The 20,984-nt window shown below is 68.0% G+C and carries 17 protein-coding genes and 1 pseudogene; 14 read left to right on the top strand and 4 right to left on the bottom strand.

All coding sequences use genetic code 11. The annotated features are described in order from the left end of the window. The first annotated feature begins 568 nt into the window (after positions 1-568). The 5 genes from G6N20_RS06880 to G6N20_RS06860 all read left to right on the top strand — a co-directional run bounded on the left by G6N20_RS06880 (position 569) and on the right by G6N20_RS06860 (position 4,880). Positions 569-1,792 (top strand): PPE family protein, encoded by a 1,224-nt coding sequence (locus G6N20_RS06880; protein ID WP_083051446.1) that lies wholly within the window; start codon positions 569-571, stop codon positions 1,790-1,792. 293 nt (positions 1,793-2,085) lie between these two features. Beyond that, the gene (locus G6N20_RS06870) at positions 2,086-3,483 is read left to right on the top strand and encodes a PPE family protein (RefSeq protein WP_083051443.1); all 1,398 of its coding nucleotides are present in this window, start codon (positions 2,086-2,088) and stop codon (positions 3,481-3,483) included. Beyond that, the gene (locus tag G6N20_RS21745) at positions 3,480-3,608 is read left to right on the top strand and encodes a hypothetical protein (RefSeq protein WP_263992181.1); all 129 of its coding nucleotides are present in this window, start codon (positions 3,480-3,482) and stop codon (positions 3,606-3,608) included. Before G6N20_RS06870 ends, G6N20_RS21745 begins: the two co-directional genes overlap by 4 nt. Next, positions 3,605-3,922 carry a DUF732 domain-containing protein gene (locus tag G6N20_RS06865; protein ID WP_083051440.1) on the top strand — a complete coding sequence of 106 codons (318 nt, stop codon included), beginning with the start codon at positions 3,605-3,607 and terminating at the stop codon, positions 3,920-3,922. Before G6N20_RS21745 ends, G6N20_RS06865 begins: the two co-directional genes overlap by 4 nt. Positions 3,923-4,082: 160 nt before the next feature. Further along, positions 4,083-4,880 (top strand): MgtC/SapB family protein, encoded by a 798-nt coding sequence (locus tag G6N20_RS06860; protein WP_083051438.1) that lies wholly within the window; start codon positions 4,083-4,085, stop codon positions 4,878-4,880. On the opposite strand, the gene G6N20_RS06855 is transcribed toward G6N20_RS06860, so the two are convergent. Further along, positions 4,792-5,979, bottom strand: coding sequence for an NAD(P)/FAD-dependent oxidoreductase (locus tag G6N20_RS06855; RefSeq protein ID WP_083051435.1), 1,188 nt, complete (start codon positions 5,977-5,979; stop codon positions 4,792-4,794). The genes G6N20_RS06860 and G6N20_RS06855 overlap by 89 nt on opposite strands. Positions 5,980-6,269: 290 nt before the next feature. Continuing rightward, positions 6,270-6,701 (bottom strand): DUF4189 domain-containing protein, encoded by a 432-nt coding sequence (locus tag G6N20_RS06850; RefSeq protein ID WP_083051432.1) that lies wholly within the window; start codon positions 6,699-6,701, stop codon positions 6,270-6,272. 191 nt (positions 6,702-6,892) lie between these two features. Here G6N20_RS06850 and G6N20_RS06845 point away from each other — a divergent pair, with 191 nt between their 5' ends. The 4 genes from G6N20_RS06845 to G6N20_RS06830 all read left to right on the top strand — a co-directional run bounded on the left by G6N20_RS06845 (position 6,893) and on the right by G6N20_RS06830 (position 11,147). After that, positions 6,893-7,837, top strand: a complete 945-nt coding sequence (locus tag G6N20_RS06845; protein ID WP_083051429.1) for a sterol desaturase family protein — start codon at positions 6,893-6,895, stop codon at positions 7,835-7,837. A gap of 103 nt (positions 7,838-7,940) precedes the next feature. Next, complete coding sequence (locus G6N20_RS06840; RefSeq protein ID WP_083051426.1) at positions 7,941-8,621, top strand: Rv1815 family serine proteinase; 681 nt, start codon at positions 7,941-7,943, stop codon at positions 8,619-8,621. 46 nt (positions 8,622-8,667) lie between these two features. Next, positions 8,668-9,345, top strand: coding sequence for a TetR/AcrR family transcriptional regulator (locus tag G6N20_RS06835; RefSeq protein WP_083051423.1), 678 nt, complete (start codon positions 8,668-8,670; stop codon positions 9,343-9,345). A gap of 338 nt (positions 9,346-9,683) precedes the next feature. Beyond that, complete coding sequence (locus tag G6N20_RS06830) at positions 9,684-11,147, top strand: FAD-binding protein (RefSeq protein ID WP_083051421.1); 1,464 nt, start codon at positions 9,684-9,686, stop codon at positions 11,145-11,147. A 1,102-nt stretch (positions 11,148-12,249) separates the two neighbouring features. Here the strand turns inward: G6N20_RS06830 and G6N20_RS21075 are convergent. Beyond that, a pseudogene (locus G6N20_RS21075) lies at positions 12,250-12,771 on the bottom strand (PE family protein); the annotation flags it as partial. 134 nt (positions 12,772-12,905) lie between these two features. After that, a complete protein-coding gene (locus tag G6N20_RS06820) occupies positions 12,906-14,825 on the bottom strand; it encodes an ABC transporter ATP-binding protein/permease (RefSeq protein ID WP_083050997.1) in 1,920 nt (639 codons plus the stop codon). 93 nt (positions 14,826-14,918) lie between these two features. Between G6N20_RS06820 and G6N20_RS06815 the strand changes: the two genes are divergently transcribed. The 5 genes from G6N20_RS06815 (at position 14,919) to G6N20_RS06795 (ending at position 20,963) form a co-directional block, all read left to right on the top strand. After that, on the top strand, positions 14,919-16,565 hold the full coding sequence (locus tag G6N20_RS06815; protein WP_083050999.1) for an acetolactate synthase: 1,647 nt from the start codon (positions 14,919-14,921) through the stop codon (positions 16,563-16,565). 63 nt (positions 16,566-16,628) lie between these two features. Next, positions 16,629-18,965, top strand: a complete 2,337-nt coding sequence (gene secA2, locus G6N20_RS06810) for an accessory Sec system translocase SecA2 (RefSeq protein WP_083051002.1) — start codon at positions 16,629-16,631, stop codon at positions 18,963-18,965. A gap of 82 nt (positions 18,966-19,047) precedes the next feature. Further along, positions 19,048-19,686 carry a CDP-alcohol phosphatidyltransferase family protein gene (locus G6N20_RS06805; protein ID WP_083051005.1) on the top strand — a complete coding sequence of 213 codons (639 nt, stop codon included), beginning with the start codon at positions 19,048-19,050 and terminating at the stop codon, positions 19,684-19,686. Continuing rightward, positions 19,679-20,599, top strand: coding sequence for a DUF881 domain-containing protein (locus G6N20_RS06800; RefSeq protein WP_083051007.1), 921 nt, complete (start codon positions 19,679-19,681; stop codon positions 20,597-20,599). The genes G6N20_RS06805 and G6N20_RS06800 overlap by 8 nt, the downstream gene beginning before the upstream one ends. Positions 20,600-20,630: 31 nt before the next feature. Next, positions 20,631-20,963, top strand: a complete 333-nt coding sequence (locus tag G6N20_RS06795; RefSeq protein ID WP_083051010.1) for a small basic family protein — start codon at positions 20,631-20,633, stop codon at positions 20,961-20,963. Positions 20,964-20,984: the final 21 nt, after the last annotated feature.

The raw sequence follows: 20,984 nt of genomic DNA, 5'->3' as shown, positions 1-20,984 counted from the left end.
CACGATAGCCATCGAGCGTGGTGTCGCCAGGTATTGGTGTTTCCGCGAGATGGTGATCACTCGTCAAACCTATTGGCGCACTCGAAATGTCGTTATATTTTTGGCATCGAATCGTCACGGGCCGCGAAAAGAGCGCGTCGCATAATTCAGAATTGGACGAGAGCAGAATAGTGGCGATAGCGATAGTGAATGCGGCTGGTCGCTACTGCTGCGACCTGGCCTTATAAGCGTCCAGTGACGATTGTTTAAAGAAGCTCTCACAGCTAGTCGGCAAGGGGTGACACGTACTGTTTACGCTGCTCTTACCTGGGCGGAACGCGATGCAAATAAACGTTGTACAGCATGTTTGCATATCGGGTCGGGGAAATCTGCGCAGGGGAGGAAAACAAGTCGTGACGGGCTCATCGGATAACGGGTGCACGGGTGCGCGGTCATTAAATATTTGGGATCAGCACCTAGATGATGATTTGGACATCGGGTGAGTTCCATGAGATCCGGCTCAAATTGTGTGCAGAACTACCAGGCCGTGATTACCATGGCGGCCATATAGGGACCGGAGGTAACAGATATGGACTTCGGGGCGCTACCGCCGGAAATCAACTCGGGCCGGATGTATATGGGTCCGGGCTCGGGACCGATGTTGGCCGCGGCCGCGGCTTGGGACGAGTTGGCAGCGGGCCTGCACTCCACCGCGGCATCGTATGGCTCCACCGTCGAGGGCCTGACCGTCGGATCGTGGACCGGTCCGTCCGCGATCGCCATGGCGGCCGCGGCCGCTCCATACGTGGCGTGGCTCAGCGCCACCGCCGCCCAGGCCGAGCAGGCCGCCACCCAGGCCAAGCTCGCCGCGGGTGCCTATGAAACGGCGTTTGCCGCCACGGTTCCTCCCCCGGTGATCGAGGCCAACCGTGCGTTGCTCATGTCGTTGATCGCCACCAACATATTCGGGCAAAACACCCCGGCAATCGCGGCGACCGAAGCCCAATACCTGGAAATGTGGGCCCAGGATGCTGCCGCCATGTATGGCTATGCGGGCTCCTCGGCGGCGGCCGCGCAGTTGGCCCCGTTCAGCGAGCCACCACAGACGACCAACCCAGCCAGCGCGGCCGGCCAGGCGGCGGCGGTGGCACAAACGCTCGCCGCCTCGACCGCTGCCGACATCCAGTCGCAGCTCTCCCAATTCATCAGCCTGCTGCCGACCACCCTGCAAGGCCTGGCGACGACGTCTTCCGGCGCGGGTTGGGACACCGTGCTGCAGAGCATCAGCACCCTATTGGCGAACCTCACCGGGCCATACAGCATCATCGGGCTGGGCGCCATACCCGGCGGCTGGTGGCTGACGTTCGGTCAGATCCTCGGCTTGGCGCAAAACGCCCCGGGTGTGGCCGCCTTACTCAGCCCGAAAGCCGCCGCCGGGGTGTTTTCCCCGTTGGCGCCGCTGCGTGGCGGATACATCGCCGATATCAAGCCCCTTGGCGGCGGGGCGAGCGGAGGCATCGCCCGAGCAATCTATGTCGGATCGCTGTCGGTACCGCCGAGCTGGACTGCGGCCGCACCGGTGGCCAGGGCGATGGCGTCGGTATTGCCGGGCGCCAGCGCCGGCGCCGGTCCCGCGGCCGCCGAAGCCCCGGGAGTCTTGTTCGGCGAGATGGCCCTGTCGAGTCTGGCCGGACGCGCGCTGGCCGGAACGGCGGCGCGCTCCGCCGGCGCCGGCGGTGCCCGCATCGCGGGTGGCTCGGTCGCCGACGACGTTGCCAGCACAGCCACCATCATCGTCATACCGGCCGACTGAGGTGCGCGAGCCGACCGGGCGTTTGCCCCGACAAGGAGAAGGACACATGCCTTTGCTGACGACACACCAGCAGACGGCTGCGAGCGCGCCCGGTGCGGCGAACGGCGCGGCTCCGACAACCCGCGTGGTTCCGGTCGCCGCCGATAAGGTGTCGGCACTCCCGGCCGCACAGTGCGCCGGGACCGCCCGGATTCATCCGACACCCGGCCCCCGGGCCGCGGCGACGCGCGAGTGGTTTGGGAGTGCTCTGGCGATGGCCGACGTGACCGCGGCTAGTTAGGAAGGTAAAGGCAATGGATTTCGGGTTGCAGCCACCGGAGATCACCTCCGGCGAGATGTATTCAGGTCCAGGCGCCGGCCCGATGCTGGCCGCTGCCGCTGCCTGGGATGGCCTGGCGGCCGAATTGCAGTCCACGGCGGCCTCCTACGGCTCGATCGTCGAGGGCCTGGTCGCGGAGTCATGGACGGGCACCTCGTCAGCCGCGATGGCGGCCGCGGCCGCACCGTTTGTGAGCTGGCTGTCGACCACCTCGGCGCAGGCCAAGGCAGCCGCCAACCAGGCCAGGGCCGCGGTGAGCGCCTACGAGGCCGCGTACGCCGCGGTGGTGCCACCGCCGCTGATCGCGGCCAACCGCAGCCAGCTCATGTCGCTGGTGGCGACCAACATTTTCGGGCAGAACACCGCGGCGATTGCGGCCACCGAAGCCGAATACGGCGAAATGTGGGCGCAGGACACCGCCGCCATGTTGGGCTATGCGGGCTCCTCGGCGACCGCCGCCCGGCTGACACCGTTCACGGCGCCGCCGCCCACCACCAACGCCGCCGGACTCGCCGGCCAGGCGGCGGCCGTGGGCCAGGCGACCGGGCTGGAGAGCAGCACCGCCGCGGTGGCCAGCGCGCTGTCGAGCGCCGCAGCGCAGTTTCCGTTCGACATCATCCCGACGATCCTGCAGGACCTGGCCAACCTCAGCACCGCATACACCCAACTCATGAGCCAACTCATCAACTCCGTCTTCGGGCCATCGGGCGCAACGACATACCAGAGCTTGTTCGGCCTCGCAGCCAACGTCACCAAGTTCAGCACGTGGGCCAACGACACGATGAGCGCTCCCAACCTGGGCATGACGGAGTTCAAGGTGTTCTGGCAACCCCCCGTTCCTCCCGAGGTTCCCAAGTCGTCGTTGGGGGCCGGGCTGGGGCTGCGGCCGGGGCTCAGCGCGGGCCTGGCCCATGCCCCATCCGCGGGTCTGGGTCAAGCGAACCTGGTGGGCGACCTCTCGGTGCCGCCCAGCTGGGCCTCGGCGACCCCGGCGGTCAGGCTGGTGGCCAACACGTTGCCGGCCACCAACCTGACCGCCGCCCCCGCGGCGGAGATCCCGGCGGGCCTGATCGGCCAGATGGCCCTGGGGAGCATGACCGGAGGTGCCCTGGGCGCCGCGGCTCCCACCATCTACACCGGCAGCGGCGCCCGGGCCCGCGCCCACGGGAACAAGCCCAACGCCGAGCCGGTCAAGCTGGACGCCGTCATCGAACGGCTGCAGAAACAACCCGACGCGGTCCAGCACTGGAACGTTGACAAGGCCGGCCTCGATGGGCTGCTGGAACGGTTGTCGAAAAAGCCCGGCATCCACGCGGTGCACGTGTCCAACGGAGATGCCAAGGTCACGTTGCCCGATGCTCGGTTGGGTTGACAGAGTCGAAAGGGGTGATCGCTGACGTGGAGCACAGCACCGGGTGCGGAAGCTGCTACCGCATCAGCGGCCAGATGGGCACGCTGATGCGTCGAAACGCCATGCTGGGAGTGGGTGTCCGATGAGAACGCTAGTGGCGCTGCTGAGCGCTGCCGCCATGATCTTTCTCGCCGTGCCCGCACACGCCGAGCCAGAAGGCGATGATGCCGCCTTTCTGGCTGCTTTGAACAGGGCGGGCATCACGTACGCCGATCCAGCCCAAGCCATCGCGTCCGCCCAAGCGCTGTGCGCCCTGTGCGCACGCGGCGAAACGGGCCTGCAGCTGGTCAGCGACCTCAGGACCTACAATCCCGGGCTGTCGATGGACGCCGCGGCCCAGTTCGCCGCCATCGCATCGGCCGCCTACTGCCCCCAACACATCGAGCACCACCCGAAATAGCGGGTGCGCGGTGGTTGGGACGACCCAACCGGTTCGCTTGGACTCCAACTGCTGTTAACCCGCATGTGGTTGGCTGCCGTCGCCGCCCGTGCCCGACGTCGCGCTTGCCCACGTCGGTAGCGCACGGTCGGCGCTGCGATCGGGAAGGAACTGCGCCCAGATGCACACGCTGACCATCGCGGATTTCGCGATCCGACTGGCCGTCGGGCTGGGCTGCGGCGCCCTGATCGGCCTGGAGCGGCAGTGGCGGGCACGCATGGCGGGGCTGCGTACCAACGCCCTGGTCGCCGCCGGTGCAACGTTGTTCGTGCTGTACGCCGCCGTCACCGAGGACAACAGCCCCACCCGGGTCGCGTCCTACGTGGTGTCCGGAATCGGCTTTCTGGGTGGCGGCGTCATCCTGCGCGAGGGGTTCAATGTCCGCGGCCTCAACACCGCCGCGACCTTGTGGTGCTCGGCGGCGGTAGGTGTGCTGGCCGCCTCGGGACACCTCGTGTTCACCGTGATCGCCACCGGCACCGTGATCGCGATCCATGTGGTGGGGCGCCCGCTTGGCCGGCTGATCGACCACGACAACAACGTCGAGGCGGACGAAGGCCTGCAGGCATACCAGGTCCAGGTGATCTGTCGCCCCAGGTCCGCGAACTACGCCCGCGCTCAGATCGTCCAACACACCAGCAACAACGACATCACTCTGTGGGGCATGCACACCGGCCGGGCCGATGGCGGCCAGGTCACGGTGACCGCGCATCTGCTGTTGGACGGCCACACACCGGCCAAGCTCGAGCGGCTGGTGGCCGAGTTGTCTTCGCAGCCAGGCATTTACGCGGTTCACTGGTATGCCGGTGAACCGGCGCAGACCGACTCGTTCACGGGCGGTCCTGCAGATCCGGCGCGGCCGCGGCCAGTAGATCCGTCCGACTTCGGTTCAGCGGAGGGTAGATCCGGTGGGTGTTGATGGTCCGTTTGGTGACTTTGGCAGGCGCGCCTTGGGACACGACCACCCGGTCCCAACCCTCGGTGTACACCGCACCGGCCGGACCGAGATCGAGAACCGTGACATACCAAGGAATCCGAAGGGACAGCAGCGGTTCACCGAACAGGTCGCTGATGACGTTGTATCCGGCGTAGCGGCCCATCGGGCGACCGTGCTGACACGACATCACCGACATGTGTTCGTCATCCATCCGGGCAGCGGCCACATCACCGGCGGCGAACATCGAAGGCACCCCGATCACCCGCAGATGGTCGTCGACCGCAACCCTGCCCAGCCGGTCGCGGGCCACCGGCAATTGCTCGGTCAACGAGCTGGCCCGCATGCCCGCGCACCACACCACCGTGGCCGCTGCCAGCCGCTCGCCCGACGACAGCAACACGCCGTCTGGGTTGACCACGAGCACGCTCACCCCCGTCCTGGTCTCAATGCCGTTGTCCGCCAACGCCCGTTCGATGACCGGCCGTGCCGATGCACCCATATCCGAGCCGACCAGCGGATTATGGTCGACCAGCACCACACGGGGCCGCACACCCAGCGCCCGCAGCCTGGTCGGCAGCTCGCAGGCCGCCTCGATCCCCGTCAGCCCGGCACCGACCACCACGACGGTGCCCGCCGAGGGCGACGGTGGGCCGACGGCCAGCCCCTGCAGGTGGTGCTGCAGCCGCACCGCGCCGTCATAGGTGTCGACATCGAACCCGAACTCACGCAGACCCGGTAGCCCGGGTTTGACGAGGTGGCTGCCCGATGCGAGCACCAGCCGGTCGTAGCCGTAGGTCACACCGCATGAGGTCGTGACGCAACGGGTGTCGGTGTCGATCGCGGTCACCTCGGCGGTGACGTGCGCGACGCCGGCGGGGTCGAGTAGGTCGGCCAGCGGGATGCGGCAGGCGCTCAGGTCGGCCTCGTAGTTGCGAACACGAATGTCGTGAAACGGTTTAGCGCTCAACACGGTGATGTCGACGGTTCCCGCCGGTACGGCCAGCTCTTCGAGTCGCCGGGCAGCGCCCAGTGCCGCCCACAGTCCCGCGAAGCCGGAGCCGATCACCAGCACCCGGGTCAACTGCTGACGACCTGACGGATCTGGGCCAGCGCCGCGGCAGCGCGGCGACCGGGCAGCAACAACCACATGTGGAAAACTCCCTCGAGCTCAGCCCATCCCATAAGACCTTCAGCCGTCCAACGCTTCATGGTAGGCGTGGGCATCGGGAGTAAGTACATCACGCGTACCGGTGGATACCGTCCGCCACACAGCCCGGCCCGCCATCACGCCCCGGATCGGGCGACCCTGTCACGGGGGAGAGCAGCGGCGTGCGCTGACCAATTCGGCTTGGGCTCGGCGGCCGGTGATTGTTAGTTGCACGCCCAGTTGACGATCCACCCGTTGCCGAGGCGGTTGATGGCGTCGTCTTCCGCCGCGCGGCGCGTGAGGCCGGCTCCCCCTTGGTATTTCGAGCCGTTGTAGGCGACCGCACCGCATCTGGTGAAGCTACTGATCACTTTGCAAGTCTTGTCACCGCACTTTTCCAGTGCGACTTGCGCCGCGCGTGCCGGGGTGCGCTGGTGCCACGCCTTGCCGGACGCGCCGCTGGGGGCGTAGGCGATCGCCCCGTAGTGGATAATCGGTGGGATTGGCAACTCAGCGATTCCCGCCATCATCGCTTCCGACATCGAACCGTTGGTGAGATGAGCGTCCACCGTTGGAACCAGCAGGATGCCCAGCCCGAGAGCGGCGCCGAGCCCAGCGGCCACCATCGCGGTTCGGCGACGCAGTCTTGTGATCATCGCCCGACCCCGTTCTGCGTCGGATTGTGGTCCCGGTGTCATGTGCCCAAGTGTGCGATGAACATACCCGACGCAGGTAGGGCATAAAGTCCCCCAAGAGCGCCCACGGGGTGACGAACAACTGCCCGAGCGCGAGCGGCGCCGTTGTCAAGTCCTCACCCGTCGCGCCTTCGAGTCGTAGTCTGTCTGGTGTGGATGCCGTCACCGGGTTCTTCTCAGCGGTGCCCGAGGAAATGCGGGACCCAGTGCTGCTCGCCATTCCGTTTTTCTTATTGCTGTTGATTCTCGAATGGGCGGCGGCCCGCAAGCTGGAAAGCATCGAGACCGCTGCCACCGGGAAGCCACGGCCTGCCTTGGGCGCATACCTCACCCGCGATTCCCTGGCCAGCATCTCGATGGGGCTGGTTTCGATATCCACCACCGCGGGCTGGAAGGCCCTGGCCCTGTTGGGCTACACCGCAATCTATGCCTACGTGGCGCCCTGGCACCTCCCCGCCAGCCAGTGGTACACCTGGGTGATCGCGATCCTGGGTGTCGACCTGCTCTATTACAGCTATCACCGGATCGCCCACCGGGTGCGGCTCATCTGGGCGACCCACCAGGCGCACCACTCCAGCGAATACTTCAACTTCGCCACCGCGCTGCGTCAGAAGTGGAACAACAGCGGAGAGATCCTGATGTGGGTCCCGTTGCCGCTGCTCGGGCTTCCGCCCTGGATGGTGTTTTTCAGTTGGTCGCTGAACTTGATCTACCAGTTCTGGGTGCACACCGAGCGGATCGGCAAGCTGCCGCGATGGTTCGAATTCGTCTTCAACACGCCGTCGCATCACCGAGTGCATCACGGGATGGACCAGATCTACCTGGACAAGAACTATGGCGGGATCTTCATCATCTGGGACCGCCTGTTCGGCAGCTTCCAGGCTGAGCTCTTCCGACCGCATTACGGGCTGACCAAGCCGGTCGACACGTTCAACATCTGGAAGCTGCAGACCCGCGAATACGTGTCGATAGCCCGCGACTGGCGGTCGGCGACGCGGCTGCGGGATCGGCTGGGCTACGTCTTCGGGCCACCGGGTTGGGAACCGCGGGTACCGGGCACAGCCCGGGGCGAGGTCACGTTGGCCTCGTCTCGGTAACGCGGTCGCCCGGCAGCGCGAAAGGAATACCGTCGGGGTCAACGACCTCGCAACCTCAAACCTGTGGCTGGCCTACGCCGGCCTCGACGGATCGGAGTCCACGGTGCGCCGCTTGGCACTGTCCGCATTCACCGCATCGATAGCCGCCGCCGTGCTCCCCTCGGGGATTGCATCGGCGACCGTGAGCGCCGGTCCGATCTTGGTGTTCCCCGGCATGGAAATCCGCCAGGACAACCACGTCTGTACGTTGGCGTATGTCGACACCTCGCTGCGAATGGCGTTCACCGCCGGGCACTGTCGCGGCGGCGGCACGGTTACCGACCGCGACAACAACGTCATCGGCCATCTGGCGGCCTTCCGGAACAACACGCCGAGCGGCGCGACGGTGGCCACCCACGAGTCGATCGACGACTACGAGGCGATTGCGCTGGCCGACAACGTCACGATGAACACCATCCTGCCCGGCGGACGCCCGCTGACCTCCAACCCGGCTGCGGTGGTTGCGCCCGGCCAAGCGGTCTGCCATTTCGGCATCAGCACCGGGGAAACCTGCGGAACCGTCGACAGCGTCAACAACGGGTGGTTCACCATGTCCGGCGGCGTCACCAGTCAGCGGGGCGATTCGGGTGGTCCGGTCTACCTGGCCCCGGAGGGGGGTCCCGGGCAGATCGTGGGGATCTTCAACAGCGTCTGGGGGGAATCGCCCGCGGCGGTGTCCTGGCGGACAGCGTGCGACGAGGTGCGCCAGGATCTTGGGATAACCGTGCGCGGCTGGCAGCCCTGACCCCTACAGCAAGAGCGGTGATCTCGGTTGTGCCAGACTTGACCACGTGGGCAAACGCCGGGACTCACGGGAACACATCGAGGCGAAAATCCTCGACATCGGCCGCCGGCACCTGGCCGATCAGGGCGCGGTCGGGTTGTCGCTTCGTGGGATCGCCCGCGAACTGGGCATGGTGTCGTCGGCCCTCTACCGGTACGTGTCCGGCCGCGATGAGCTTCTGACGTTGCTGCTCGTCGACGCCCATTCCGACTTGGCCGACACCGTGGACCGGGCCCGCGAAACCGTGGCCGAGGTGTGGAGTGACGACGTCATCGCTATCGCGCACGCGGTGCGCGGTTGGGCCGTCGCGCACCCGGCCGGCTGGGCGCTGCTGTACGGCACCCCGGTGCCCGGATATCACGCGCCGGTGTCACGAACCGTCGGCACCCGCGTGGTCGGAGCGCTCTACGACGCGATCGCCGCGGGGATCGCCACCGGAGACATCCTGCTGACCAACGACCCCGCGCCACAACCGATGTCATCGGACTTCGAACATATTCGGCACCAGTTCGGCTTTCCCGGCGATGACCGGGTCATCGCCAAGTGCCTCTTGCTCTGGGCGGGCATCGTGGGAGCGATCAGCCTCGAGGTCTTCGGGCAATACGGCGTTGACATGCTGCACGACCCGAAGGCGGTGTTCGACACCCAGGTGCGGCTGCTGGCGGGCGTCCTGAGTCAGCAATGATGTCACCGCACCGGCCCAGAATGAGAACGTGTTCACCCGGGGCTGGGCTATCCTGCGAGACGATGAGCCTTCCGTTCACGCCACGAAAACAGCCCTCACCTGCCGGTTGGCGCGCGGAAGTGGGTGCGGATACCTCGGAGACTTGCAACTGGAGGTGATCACAGCGGTGGTGGCGCGCTGCGCGACCACGCCCCCCGGGCGGGCGTGCCGTTCATCGAGATCGCGTATCTCGCCGGAGATCAAGGCGTTCTGTGACCGCATCGAGCGGGAGCAGCGGTGAGCCGCGCCGGTGACGACGCAGTGGGGGCACCGCCCGCTTGTGCGGGGGAGGGGCGCCAATGAGCACCGACATCCCCGCGACGGTGAATGCGGACACGGTGACGTCCTGGTCGGATGAGGTCGACGCGGTGGTCATCGGTTTCGGCATCGCCGGCGGCTGCGCGGCGGTCAGCGCGGCCGCCGCCGGTGCGCGCGTGCTCGTGCTCGAACGTGCCGCCGCGGCGGGCGGCACCACCGCGCTCGCCGGGGGACACTTCTACCTGGGTGGCGGCACCGCGGTCCAACAGGCGACCGGCCACCCCGACTCGCCCGAGGAGATGTACAAGTACCTGGTCGCGGTGTCCCGGCAGCCTGATCACGCCAAGATTCGCGCCTACTGCGATGGCAGCGTCGAGCATTTCAACTGGTTGGAGGGCCTGGGTTTTCAGTTCGAGCGCAGTTACTTTCCCGGCAAGGCGGTGATTCAACCCAACACCGAGGGGTTGATGTTCACCGGCAACGAGAAGGTGTGGCCCTTCCTGGAGATGGCGCTGCCGGCGCCGCGCGGCCACAAGGTGCCGGTACCCGGTGACACCGGTGGCGCCAGCATGGTGATCGACCTGCTGCTCAAGCGGGCAGCGAGTCTGGGGGTGCAGATCCGGTACGAGACGGGTGCCACCCAGCTGGTTGTGGACCGCTCGGGTGCGGTAATCGGGGTGCGGTGGAAGCGGTTCGCTCACACCGGTGCGATCAAAGCGAAGTCGGTGATCATCGCGGCCGGCGGATTCGTGATGAACCCGGAGATGGTGGCCAAATACACCCCGAAGCTGGCGGAGAAGCCGTTCGTGCTCGGCAACACCTACGACGATGGGCTGGGCATCCGGCTGGGTGTGTCGGCCGGCGGCGCCACCCAGCACATGGACCAGATCTTCATCACCGCGCCGCCGTACCCGCCGTCGATCCTGCTCACCGGGATCATCGTCAACAAGCTCGGGCGGCGGTTCGTCGCCGAGGACTCCTATCATGCCAGGACCGCCGGGTTCATCATGGAACAGCCGGACAGCGCGGCCTATTTGATCGTCGACGAAGCGCACCTGCAACAGCCCAAGATGCCGCTGGTCCCGCTGATCGACGGCTGGGAAACCGTCGCCGACATGGAAGCCGCACTTGGCATCCCGGAGGGCAACCTAGCCGCGACGCTGGATCGCTACAACGGCTACGCCGCGCGCGGCCAGGATCCCGACTTCCACAAACAGCCGGAATTCCTTGCCCCGCAAGACAACGGACCGTGGGGTGCGTTCGACATGTCACTGGGCAAGGCGATGTATGCCGGGTTCACCCTCGGCGGGCTGGCCACCTCGGTGGATGGCCAGGTGCTGCGCGACGACGGCAGCGTGGTGGCAGGTCTTTACGCGGCCGGTGCGTGCGCGTCCAATATCGCCCAGGACGGCAAGGGATATGCCAGCGGGACGCAACTAGGTGAGGGGTCCTTTTTTGGGCGCCGCGCCGGGGCGCACGCGGCAGCCCGAGCGCAGGGCATGTAAGCCTCCTCGCGCCGCGACTGGGAATCCTGCGACGCGACACGCCGACAAGGCGTCGTGAGATTCACAGTCGCAGCGCGGCTTCAGGTAAGACGCCGGGCGCACGCCACCGTCCCGCCGGCTACGGCAACCCGTTCATCCCGTTCTGACCCAACAGCCCGCCGGCACCCCCGGTGCCCGCGCTGCCGTTAGGTGTGCCACTCCCGGCGTTGCCGCCGTTGCCGCCGTTGCCGACCAGGATGGCACCGCCGCCAGCGCCGCCGTCACCGCCCTTGGCACCGGTGCCGTTTCCTCCGGCGCCGCCGTCACCGCCGTCGCCGATCAGCCCGGCTTTGCCGCCGAGCCCACCGGCGCCCCCGGCACCGCCCAAGCCGAATCCGCCGGCGCCGCCGGCGCCGCCGGCACCAAACAGCAGGCCCGCAGTGCCGCCGTTTCCGCCGGCGCCGCCCACCCCGGTAGCGCCACCGCCGAGTGCGCCGGCGCCGCCGGCCCCGCCGGCGCCTACCAGCAGGCCGGCGTTGCCGCCCGCCCCGCCGGCACCGCCGGTAGTGGACCCGACCCCACCCGCGCCGCCGGCACCGCCGTCGCCCCAGAGCAGGGCGGACCCGCCGGACCCCCCGGCACCGCCGTTCCCGACCAATCCGATTCCGCCGGCGCCGCCGGCCCCACCGACGCCGAACAGCCCACCGGCCCCGCCGGCACCACCGGGCCCGCCGGGGGCGGTGCCCAGGAATGCCACACCGTCACCGCCGACACCGCCCACCCCGCCGGCGCCGAACAGGAGCCCGCCATTGCCGCCGGCCCCGCCGGCACCGCCGGTGACATTAGTGCCGGTGCCGCCGGCCCCGCCGACACCGCCCACGCCGAAGAACAACCCGCCGTCTCCGCCGGCCCCGCCGTCACCGGCGTCGGCCGCGAGTCCGCCGACGCCGCCGGCCCCGCCGGCGCCGAACAGCAGCCCGCCATTGCCGCCGGCCCCGCCGGCCCCACCAATACCGCCTACCCCACCACCGGCGCGTCCGCCGGCGCCGCCGGCCCCGCCGGCGCCGTAGAGCAGCCCGCCGGCCCCGCCGGCCCCGCCGAACCCTGCGGTGCCGGACGCTACGTTCCCCCCGGCGCCCCCGGCCCCGCCGTTGCCGAACAGGCCAGCGGCTCCGCCGTTGCCCCCGGGCATGCCGGCCGCGCCGGAGCCGCCCGCCCCGCCGTTGCCGATCAAGATTCCGCCGTCGCCGCCGTTTGCCCCGGTCCCCGGGGCCCCGTTGGCGCCGTTACCGATCAGCGGGCGCCCCAACAGCGCCAGGGTGGGGGCGTTGATCACGTCGAGCACACCCTCTAGCGGGGCGGCGCTGGCGGCCTCGGCGGCCGCATACGAGCCCGCCCCCGCGGTGAGCGCCCGCACGAACTGCTCGTGAAACGCCGCCGCCTGGGCGCTCAGCGCCTGATAGGCCTGGGCGTGTCCGGAGAACAATGCCGCCATCGCCGCCGACACCTCATCGGCGGCGGCGGCCAACACCGTCGTGGTCGGGACCGCTGCGGCCGCATTGGCGGTGCTGATCGTCGACCCGATACCCGCCAAATCGGTCGCCGCCGCCGCCAGCGCCTCCGGGATCGTGACCACAAATGACATCTGGCACCTCGTCAACACCCTGTGGCCCCGACGCGGGGCCGCTACCGATCGCCTGGTCACTCCCCAGAGATCGACGGATTTAGCGTATCGCGATCACGGAAGCGGCCGCGCCGATTTGGGAAGCTCGTCCCGGCTTACACTTCGGCGGGTGCCGCCTCGGTTCGGGCCAGCCGCCACTCGCCGTCACCAAGCAGTTCGAGCTGGTGGTCGTGCAGCCGCTCGAGGGCGGGGCGATGACTGACGCTGACCACGATGCAGTCCGGCAGCTCGCTGCGCAGCAATTGGTAGAGCGCAAATTCCAGCCCGGTGTCCAGCGCCGAGGTGCTTTCGTCGAGGAAGACCGCCTTGGGTTTGGTGAGCAGGATGCGGGCAAACGCGACGCGTTGCTGCTCACCGGGGGAGAGCACCTTGGCCCAGTCTCGTTCTTCATCGAGCCGGTCGCACAGCGGGGCCAGGGCCACCTTCGTCAGCGTGTCGCGCAACGTGGCCTCGGCCACGTCGGCCGCCGAGTTCGGGTAGCACACCACATCCCGCAGGGTGCCCAGCGGCACATACGGCAACTGCGACAAGAACATTGTTTCGTTCTCACCGTCTGGACGGCGCAGCGTCCCGGAGGCATACGGCCACAATTCCGCCAGGCTGCGCAGCAGCGAGGTCTTGCCGGACCCGGAACGCCCGGTGATCACCAGCGAGTCGCCGCGCTCCAGCCGCACGTCGAGCGGGTCGATCAACTGATCACCGGCGGGCGTACGCACCTCGATGTCGTTGAGCTCCACGGACTCGTCGTCGCTCGGCCGGGTCAGTATCGCGGGCAGGGCGCGGCCCTTTTCGTTGGCGTCAACCAGTCCGTACAAGCGGATGATCGCCGCGCGGAAGGACGCGAACGCGTCGTAGTTATTGCGGAAGAACGACAACGAATCGTGAATATTGCCAAACGAAGTCGCCGTCTGACCCACGTCCCCGAAGTTGATCTGCCCGGCGAACAATCGAGGCGCCTGAATCACCCACGGCAGCGGAACAATCGTCTGACTCACCGACAGGTTCCATCCGTTGAACCCGATGCTGCGGCGCACATACCGCCGGTAGTTGTCGATGACCGGGGTGAACCGTCGCCGCAACTGGGTGCGTTCCACCCGCTCGCCGCGGTAGAAACCCACCGCCTCGGCGGCGTCGCGCAGCCGCACCAGCGCGTACCGGAAAGCGGCGTTGAGCTTTTCGTTGCGGAAGCTGAGCCAAATCAGCGGCCGCCCGATGATGAACGAGATGATGGTGGCCACCAACACATAGATCAGCACCGTCCAGAACATCGCGCGCGGGAAGGACACCCCCACGATGGTCAGGGTGCCGGACAGGTTCCACAGGATCGCGGTGAAGGAAATCACCGAGATAATCGATTGCACGGCCCCGAACAGCAGCGTGCTGCCCGTTCCGTTGGAGGGGGCATTCGGGGTGCCACCGGCGCCGGCGGTGAAGATGTCGATGTCCTGCTGGATGCGTTGGTCGGGGTTGTCGATCGTTTCGTCGATGAACAGGTCGCGGTAGTACGCCCTGCCGTCGAGCCAATCCCGGGTGAGGTGGTCGGTCAGCCACACCCGCCAGGCGATGATGAAACGTTGCGTCAAGTAGATGTCGGCCATCACCCGGGCCACATGTATCACGGCCATGATGCTGAAAACCTGAATCGACATCCAAAACCCGTGCACGCCTGAGCGTTTCACCGCGTCATCGCCGGCGGCGGTGCCTTGGAATGCCTTCTGCAGGGCGGTGTACATGTCGTTGCCCTGGTAGCTGAACAACACGTTGAGACGCACCGCCAGCACCACCGACAGCAGCAGCACTCCGAGCATCAGCCACACCCCGACGCTGCGGGGGCCAACGAAGTACTCGCGGGTGATCCGCCAGAACTGCCGGCCCCACGGTGTGGCGAACCTGCACAGCACCAGCGCGACCAGCACGCAGACGGCACTGATCGTCCAGGCTTTGCCGATCCAATACAGCGAATCCACCAATGCCTTAGACCAGTCGATGGACGGCGTAAACGGTGTCGGGCCCAAGGTCGATGTCTCCTCACGGTCGAGGTGGTCCGGCGGCTCTGCAACACAATTCCTTCGGCGAAGGTACCCGACGGTGGTGGCTAGGCTGCCGGTATGAGCACCGACGCCGCCCCCGCCCAGACCTTTCACGCCGGCCGGCTGATCGCCCGTCGGCTCAAGGCCAGCGGCATCGACACCGTTTTCACGCTCTCGGGTGGCCACCTGTTTTCCCTCTACGACGGCTGCCGCGCCGAAGGCATCCGGCTGATCGACACCCGCCACGAGCAGACCGCCGCCTTCGCCGCCGAGGGCTGGTCGAAGGTCACCAGGGTGCCGGGCGTGGCCGCGCTGACCGCGGGACCGGGCGTGACCAACGGGATGAGCGCCATGGCGGCCGCCCAGCAAAACCAATCGCCGCTGGTCGTGCTCGGCGGCCGGGCGCCGGCGCTGCGCTGGGGCATGGGCTCCCTGCAGGAGATCGACCACGTGCCGTTTGTGGCACCGCTGGCTCGCTTCGCCGCCACCGCACAGTCGGCCCAGCACGCGGGCCTACTCGTCGACCACGCGCTGCGGACGGCGGTGGGCGCCCCGTCGGGTGTGGCGTTCGTCGACTTCCCGATGGACCACGTGTTTTCCCTGTCCCACGACGAGGGCCGCCCCGGCGCGCTGACGCACCCGCCGGCGGTCACCGGCCCCGACGGTGGCGCCCTGGACCGCGCCGCGGACCTGCTGGCGGCGGCCCAGCGGCCGGTGATCATGGCCGGAACCAACGTGTGGTGGGGGCACGCGGAGGTGGCGCTGCTGCGGCTGGCCGAGCAGCTGCGGATCCCGGTGCTGATGAACGGGATGGCCCGCGGAGTGGTGCCCGCCGACCACCCGCTGGCCTTCTCCCGGGCACGGGCCACAGCCTTGGGTGCGGCCGATGTCGCGCTGATCGTCGGCGTGCCGATGGATTTCCGCCTGGGCTTCGGCGGGGTGTTCGGGCCGCAAACGCAACTCGTGGTGGCCGACCGCGCCGTGCCGGAGCGTGATCATCCGCGGCCGGTTGCGGTGGGGCTCTACGGGGAGCTGAGCGCGATGCTGTCGACGCTGGCCGGATCCGGCGGCCGGGCCGACCACCGGGAGTGGATCGCCGAGCTGCGGACGGCCGAAACCGCGGCACGCGACCGGGAAAGGGCCGAGCTCGCCGATGACCGGGTCCCGCTGCACCCGATGCGGGTGTACGCCGAGCTGACGGCGGTGCTTGACCGGGACGCCATCGTCGTCATCGATGCCGGCGATTTCGGGTCCTATGCCGGCCGGGTGATCGACAGCTATCTACCCGGGTGCTGGCTGGACAGCGGTCCCTTCGGCTGTCTTGGTTCGGGCCCGGGCTACGCGTTGGCCGCCAAACTGGCCCGGCCGGAGCGCCAGGTGGTGCTCCTGCAAGGCGATGGTGCGTTTGGGTTCAGCGGAATGGAATGGGACACCTTGGTGCGCCACCACGTGCCAGTCGTGTCGGTGATCGGCAACAACGGCATCTGGGGTTTGGAGAAACACCCGATGGAGGCGCTGTACGGCTATTCGGTGGTGGCCGAGCTGCGCCCGGGGACCCGCTACGACCAGGTGGTGCGCGCCCTGGGCGGACACGGCGAGCTGGTGTCGGCGCCCGCCGAGCTGCGCCCGGCGCTGGAACGCGCAATCGCCAGCGGTCTGCCGGCCGTCGTCAACGTCCTCACCGACCCGGGCGTCGCCTATCCGCGCCGATCCAACCTGGCATGAGCGGCCATTCCCGAGCGCGCGCGGGTGCGCTCGCGTCGGTTGGCGGTCGCGTACCGTTGGTCTGTGTCCAAGAACACTCACGCGCTACCGGGCCGGCTGAGCGGCCGATTCTGGCGGCTGCTGGGCGCCAGCACGGAAAAGAACCGAAACCGTTCGCTCGCCCTGGTGACCGCCTCAGCGGAGTACGACACGGAAGCCGCCGAGCTCACCGACGAGAAACTCCGCAAGGCGGCAGGGCTGCTCAACCTGGACGATCTCGCGGAATCCGCCGACATCCCGCAGTTCCTCGCGATCGCCCGGGAAGCGTCCGAGCGCACCACCGGGTTACGTCCGTTCGACGTGCAGTTGCTCGGCGCCCTGCGCATGCTTGCCGGTGACGTGATCGAGATGGCCACCGGTGAGGGCAAGACCCTGGCCGGGGCGATCGCCGCCGCCGGCTATGCGCTGGCGGGCCGGCACGTGCACGTCGTCACCATCAACGACTACCTGGCCCGCCGCGACGCGCAGTGGATGGGTCCGTTGCTGGAGGCGTTGGGCCTGACGGTCGGGTGGATCACCGCGGACTCGACGGCCGAAGACCGCCGGGCGGCGTATGACCGCGACATCACCTACGCCTCGGTCAACGAAATCGGTTTCGACGTGCTGCGCGACCAGCTGGTGACCGATGTCGAGGACCTCGTTTCGCCCAACCCGGATGTCGCGCTGGTCGACGAAGCCGACTCCGTGCTGGTCGACGAGGCGCTGGTACCGCTGGTGCTGGCCGGCACCACGCACCGGGAGACGCCGCGGCTGGAGATCATCAAGCTGGTCGGTGACCTGGTCGCCGACCAGAACGCCGAGGAGTACTTTGCCACCGACGCCGACAACCGCAACGTCCACCTGACCGAGGCGGGTGCGCGCCAGGTCGAAAAGGCGCTCGGCGGCATCGACCTGTACTCCGAGGAGCACGTCGGCACCACCCTGACCGAGGTCAACGTCGCGCTGCACGCGCACGTGTTGTTGCAGCGCGACGTGCACTACATCGTCCGCGACGACGCGGTGCACCTGATCAACGCCTCGCGCGGCCGCATCGCCCAGCTGCAGCGCTGGCCGGACGGCCTGCAAGCCGCCGTCGAGGCCAAGGAAGGCATCGAGACCACGGAGACCGGTGAAGTGCTCGACACCATCACGGTGCAGGCGCTGATCAACCGCTACGCAACGGTGTGCGGCATGACGGGCACCGCGCTGGCCGCCGGTGAGCAGCTGCGCCAGTTCTACCAACTTGGTGTCTCACCGATACCGCCGAACACCCCGAATATCCGCGAGGACGAGTCCGACCGGGTCTACATCACGGCCGCGGCCAAGAACGACGCGATCGTCGCGCATATCGCCGAGGTACACCAGACCGGGCAACCGGTGCTGGTCGGCACCCGCGACGTCGCCGAATCCGAGGAGCTGCACGAGCGGCTGCTGCGTCGCGGCATCCCCGCCGTCGTGCTCAATGCGAAAAACGATGCCGAGGAAGCCCGGGTGATCGCCGAGGCCGGCAAGTTCGGTGCGGTGACGGTGTCGACCCAGATGGCCGGCCGCGGCACCGACATCCGGCTGGGCGGATCCGACGAGGCCGACCACGACCGGGTCGCCGAATTGGGCGGGCTGCATGTGGTCGGCACCGGTCGGCATTACACCGAGCGGCTGGACAACCAGTTGCGCGGCCGAGCCGGGCGCCAGGGCGATCCGGGGTCGTCGGTGTTTTTCTCCAGTTGGGAAGACGACGTGGTCACCGCCAACCTGGATTCCAACAAACTGCCGATGCAGACCGACGAGGACGGCCGCATCGTCAGTCCCAAGGCGGCCGGACTGCTCGACCATGCGCAGCGGGTCGCCGAGGGCCGGATGTTGGACGTGCACGCCAACACCTGGCGGTACAACCAGCTGATCGCGCAGCAGCGCGCCATCATCGTCGAGAGGCGAAACACGTTGCTGCGCACCGCAACCGCGCGTGAGGAGCTCGCCGAGCTGGCCCCCGAGCGGTACGCACAGCTGTCCGCGGAGCTGTCGGAGCGGCGGCTCGAAAGGATCTGCCGGTTGATCATGCTGTATCACCTGGACCGCGGCTGGGCCGATCATCTGGCGTACCTAGCCGACATCCGCGAGAGCATCCACCTGCGGGCGCTGGGTCGGCAGAATCCGCTCGACGAGTTCCACCGGTTGGCCGTGGACGCGTTCGCGTCGCTGGCCGCGGACGCGATCGAGGCGGCTCAACAGACGTTCGAAACGGCCGACGTCGATGAGCAGGAGCCGGGGCTGGACCTGTCCAAGCTGGCCCGGCCGACGTCGACGTGGACCTACATGGTCAACGACAACCCGTTGTCCGACGACACGTTGTTGACGCTGAGCCTGCCCGGCGTGTTCCGCTGAGGCGCGCCGCGGCCAACCGAGGCGTCGGAAAATCGTCATGGCGTTACAGTTGCGACAACGTCGGCGGCTAAGGTCACCGCTCATGGGGCCGGTGCTCATACAGAATCGCGTGCTGACGGTACCCAACGTGCTGAGCGTCGTCCGCCTCGCGCTCATCCCCGTGTTCGTCTACCTCATGCTGGTGGCACACCTCAACGGTTGGGCGGTGACGATCTTGGTGTTCAGCGGCGTCTCCGATTGGGCGGACGGCAAGATCGCCCGGCTGCTGAACCAGTCGTCGCGGTTGGGTGTGCTGCTGGATCCGGCCGTCGATCGGCTCTACATGATCACCGTTCCCATCGTGTTGGGGCTGAGCGGGATCGTGCCGTGGTGGTTCGTCGTCATGCTGCTGGCACGCGATGCGGCATTGGCGGTGACGCTGCCGTTGCTGTGGAGCCGCGGAATATCGGCGCTGCCGGTGACCTACCTCGGCAAGGCCGCGACTTTCGCGCTGATGGCCGGCTTTCCCGTGCTGCTGCTGGGACAGTGGGACACGGTGTGGAGCCGAGTGCTCAAGGCCTGTGGTTGGGCGTTTCTGGTCTGGGGCATGTATGCCTACCTGTGGGCGTTCGCGCTGTACGTGGTGCAGATGACGATGGTGGTTCGCCGACTGCCAAGGATCAAAAGCTGGGTCCATCACCTGGTCGCCCGAAATGCCCGAGGTGACGGTGAGCATGGCTGACTCCGACCGACTGCTCGGCGGCTATGACCCAAACGCCGGCTACAGCGCCCATGCGTCCCGGCCGCCACGCATTCCGGTGCCGTCCCTGCTACGCGCGCTGTTGTCCGAGCATCTGGATCCCGGTTACGCCGCGGCGGCCGCCGAACGTGTCCGCTCGGGCGCACCGCGGTCCCGCCGAGCCCGCCTGGTCGACGGGCTGTGGCAGGCGTTGGCGGCGTTGTTGGTCGCCGCGGTGTTTGCCGCCGCGGTCGCACAAGCCCGCTCGGTGGCCCCCGGCGTGCGCGCCGCACAGCAGCTGCTGGCGACGAGCGTGCGTGCCACCCAATCCGCCGCCGCCACGTTGGCCCAACGGCGCGCCGTGCTCGCGGCACGAGTCGACGAGGTGCAGCGACTCGCGCTCGCCGACGACGCCGAGGGACGGCGGCTGCTGGCCCGTCTGGACGCGCTGAGCCTCGCGGCGGCCAGCACACCGGTCATCGGTCCCGGTGTGACGGTCACCGTGACCGAGCCCGGCTCCGGCCCCAACCTTTCCGACGCGTCCAAACAGCGGGTACGCGGCAGCCAGCAAATCATCTTGGACCGCGACCTGCAGCTCGTCGTCAATTCGTTGTGGGCCAGCGGGGCAGAGGCGATCTCCGTCGACGGCGCCCGCATCGGGCCCAACGTGACCATCCGGCAAGCCGGCGGTGCGATCCTGGTGGACAACAATCCCACCAGCAGCCCGTACACGATTCTTGCGGTGGGCCCCCCGCACACCGTGCACGATGTCTTCGAACGCAGTCCCGGCCTGCGCCGCCTGAGGTTGCTCGAGCTCTCCTACGGTGTGGGCGTCAGCGTCAACGTCAGCGACCGCCTGGCGCTGCCTGCCGGCGCCAGCCGGGATGTCAAGTTCGCCAAGCAGATTGGGTCCTAGTGAGCGACGTCCGAACGGGAATCCGAGCAGCATGATCGGCATCGCGGCGCTGGCCGTTGGCATCGTGCTGGGGCTGGTGTTGCACCCCGGTGTGCCCGAGGTGATCCAGCCCTATCTGCCCATCGCGGTGGTCGCCGCGCTGGACGCGGTGTTCGGCGGGCTGCGCGCCTACCTGGAGCGGATCTTTGACCCGAAGGTCTTCGTGGTTTCGTTCGTCTTCAATGTCCTGGTGGCCGCCCTGATCGTTTACGTCGGCGACCAACTGGGCGTGGGCACCCAGTTATCCACCGCGATCATCGTGGTGTTGGGCATCCGAATCTTCGGCAACACCGCCGCGCTGCGGCGTCGGCTGTTCGGCGCATGACCCCGCCGGCGACGATGCAGT

It is taken from the genome of Mycobacterium shinjukuense (assembly GCF_010730055.1).
Taxonomy (GTDB): Bacteria; Actinomycetota; Actinomycetes; order Mycobacteriales; family Mycobacteriaceae; genus Mycobacterium; species Mycobacterium shinjukuense.
This window is presented reverse-complemented; position numbering and strand designations above follow the sequence as displayed.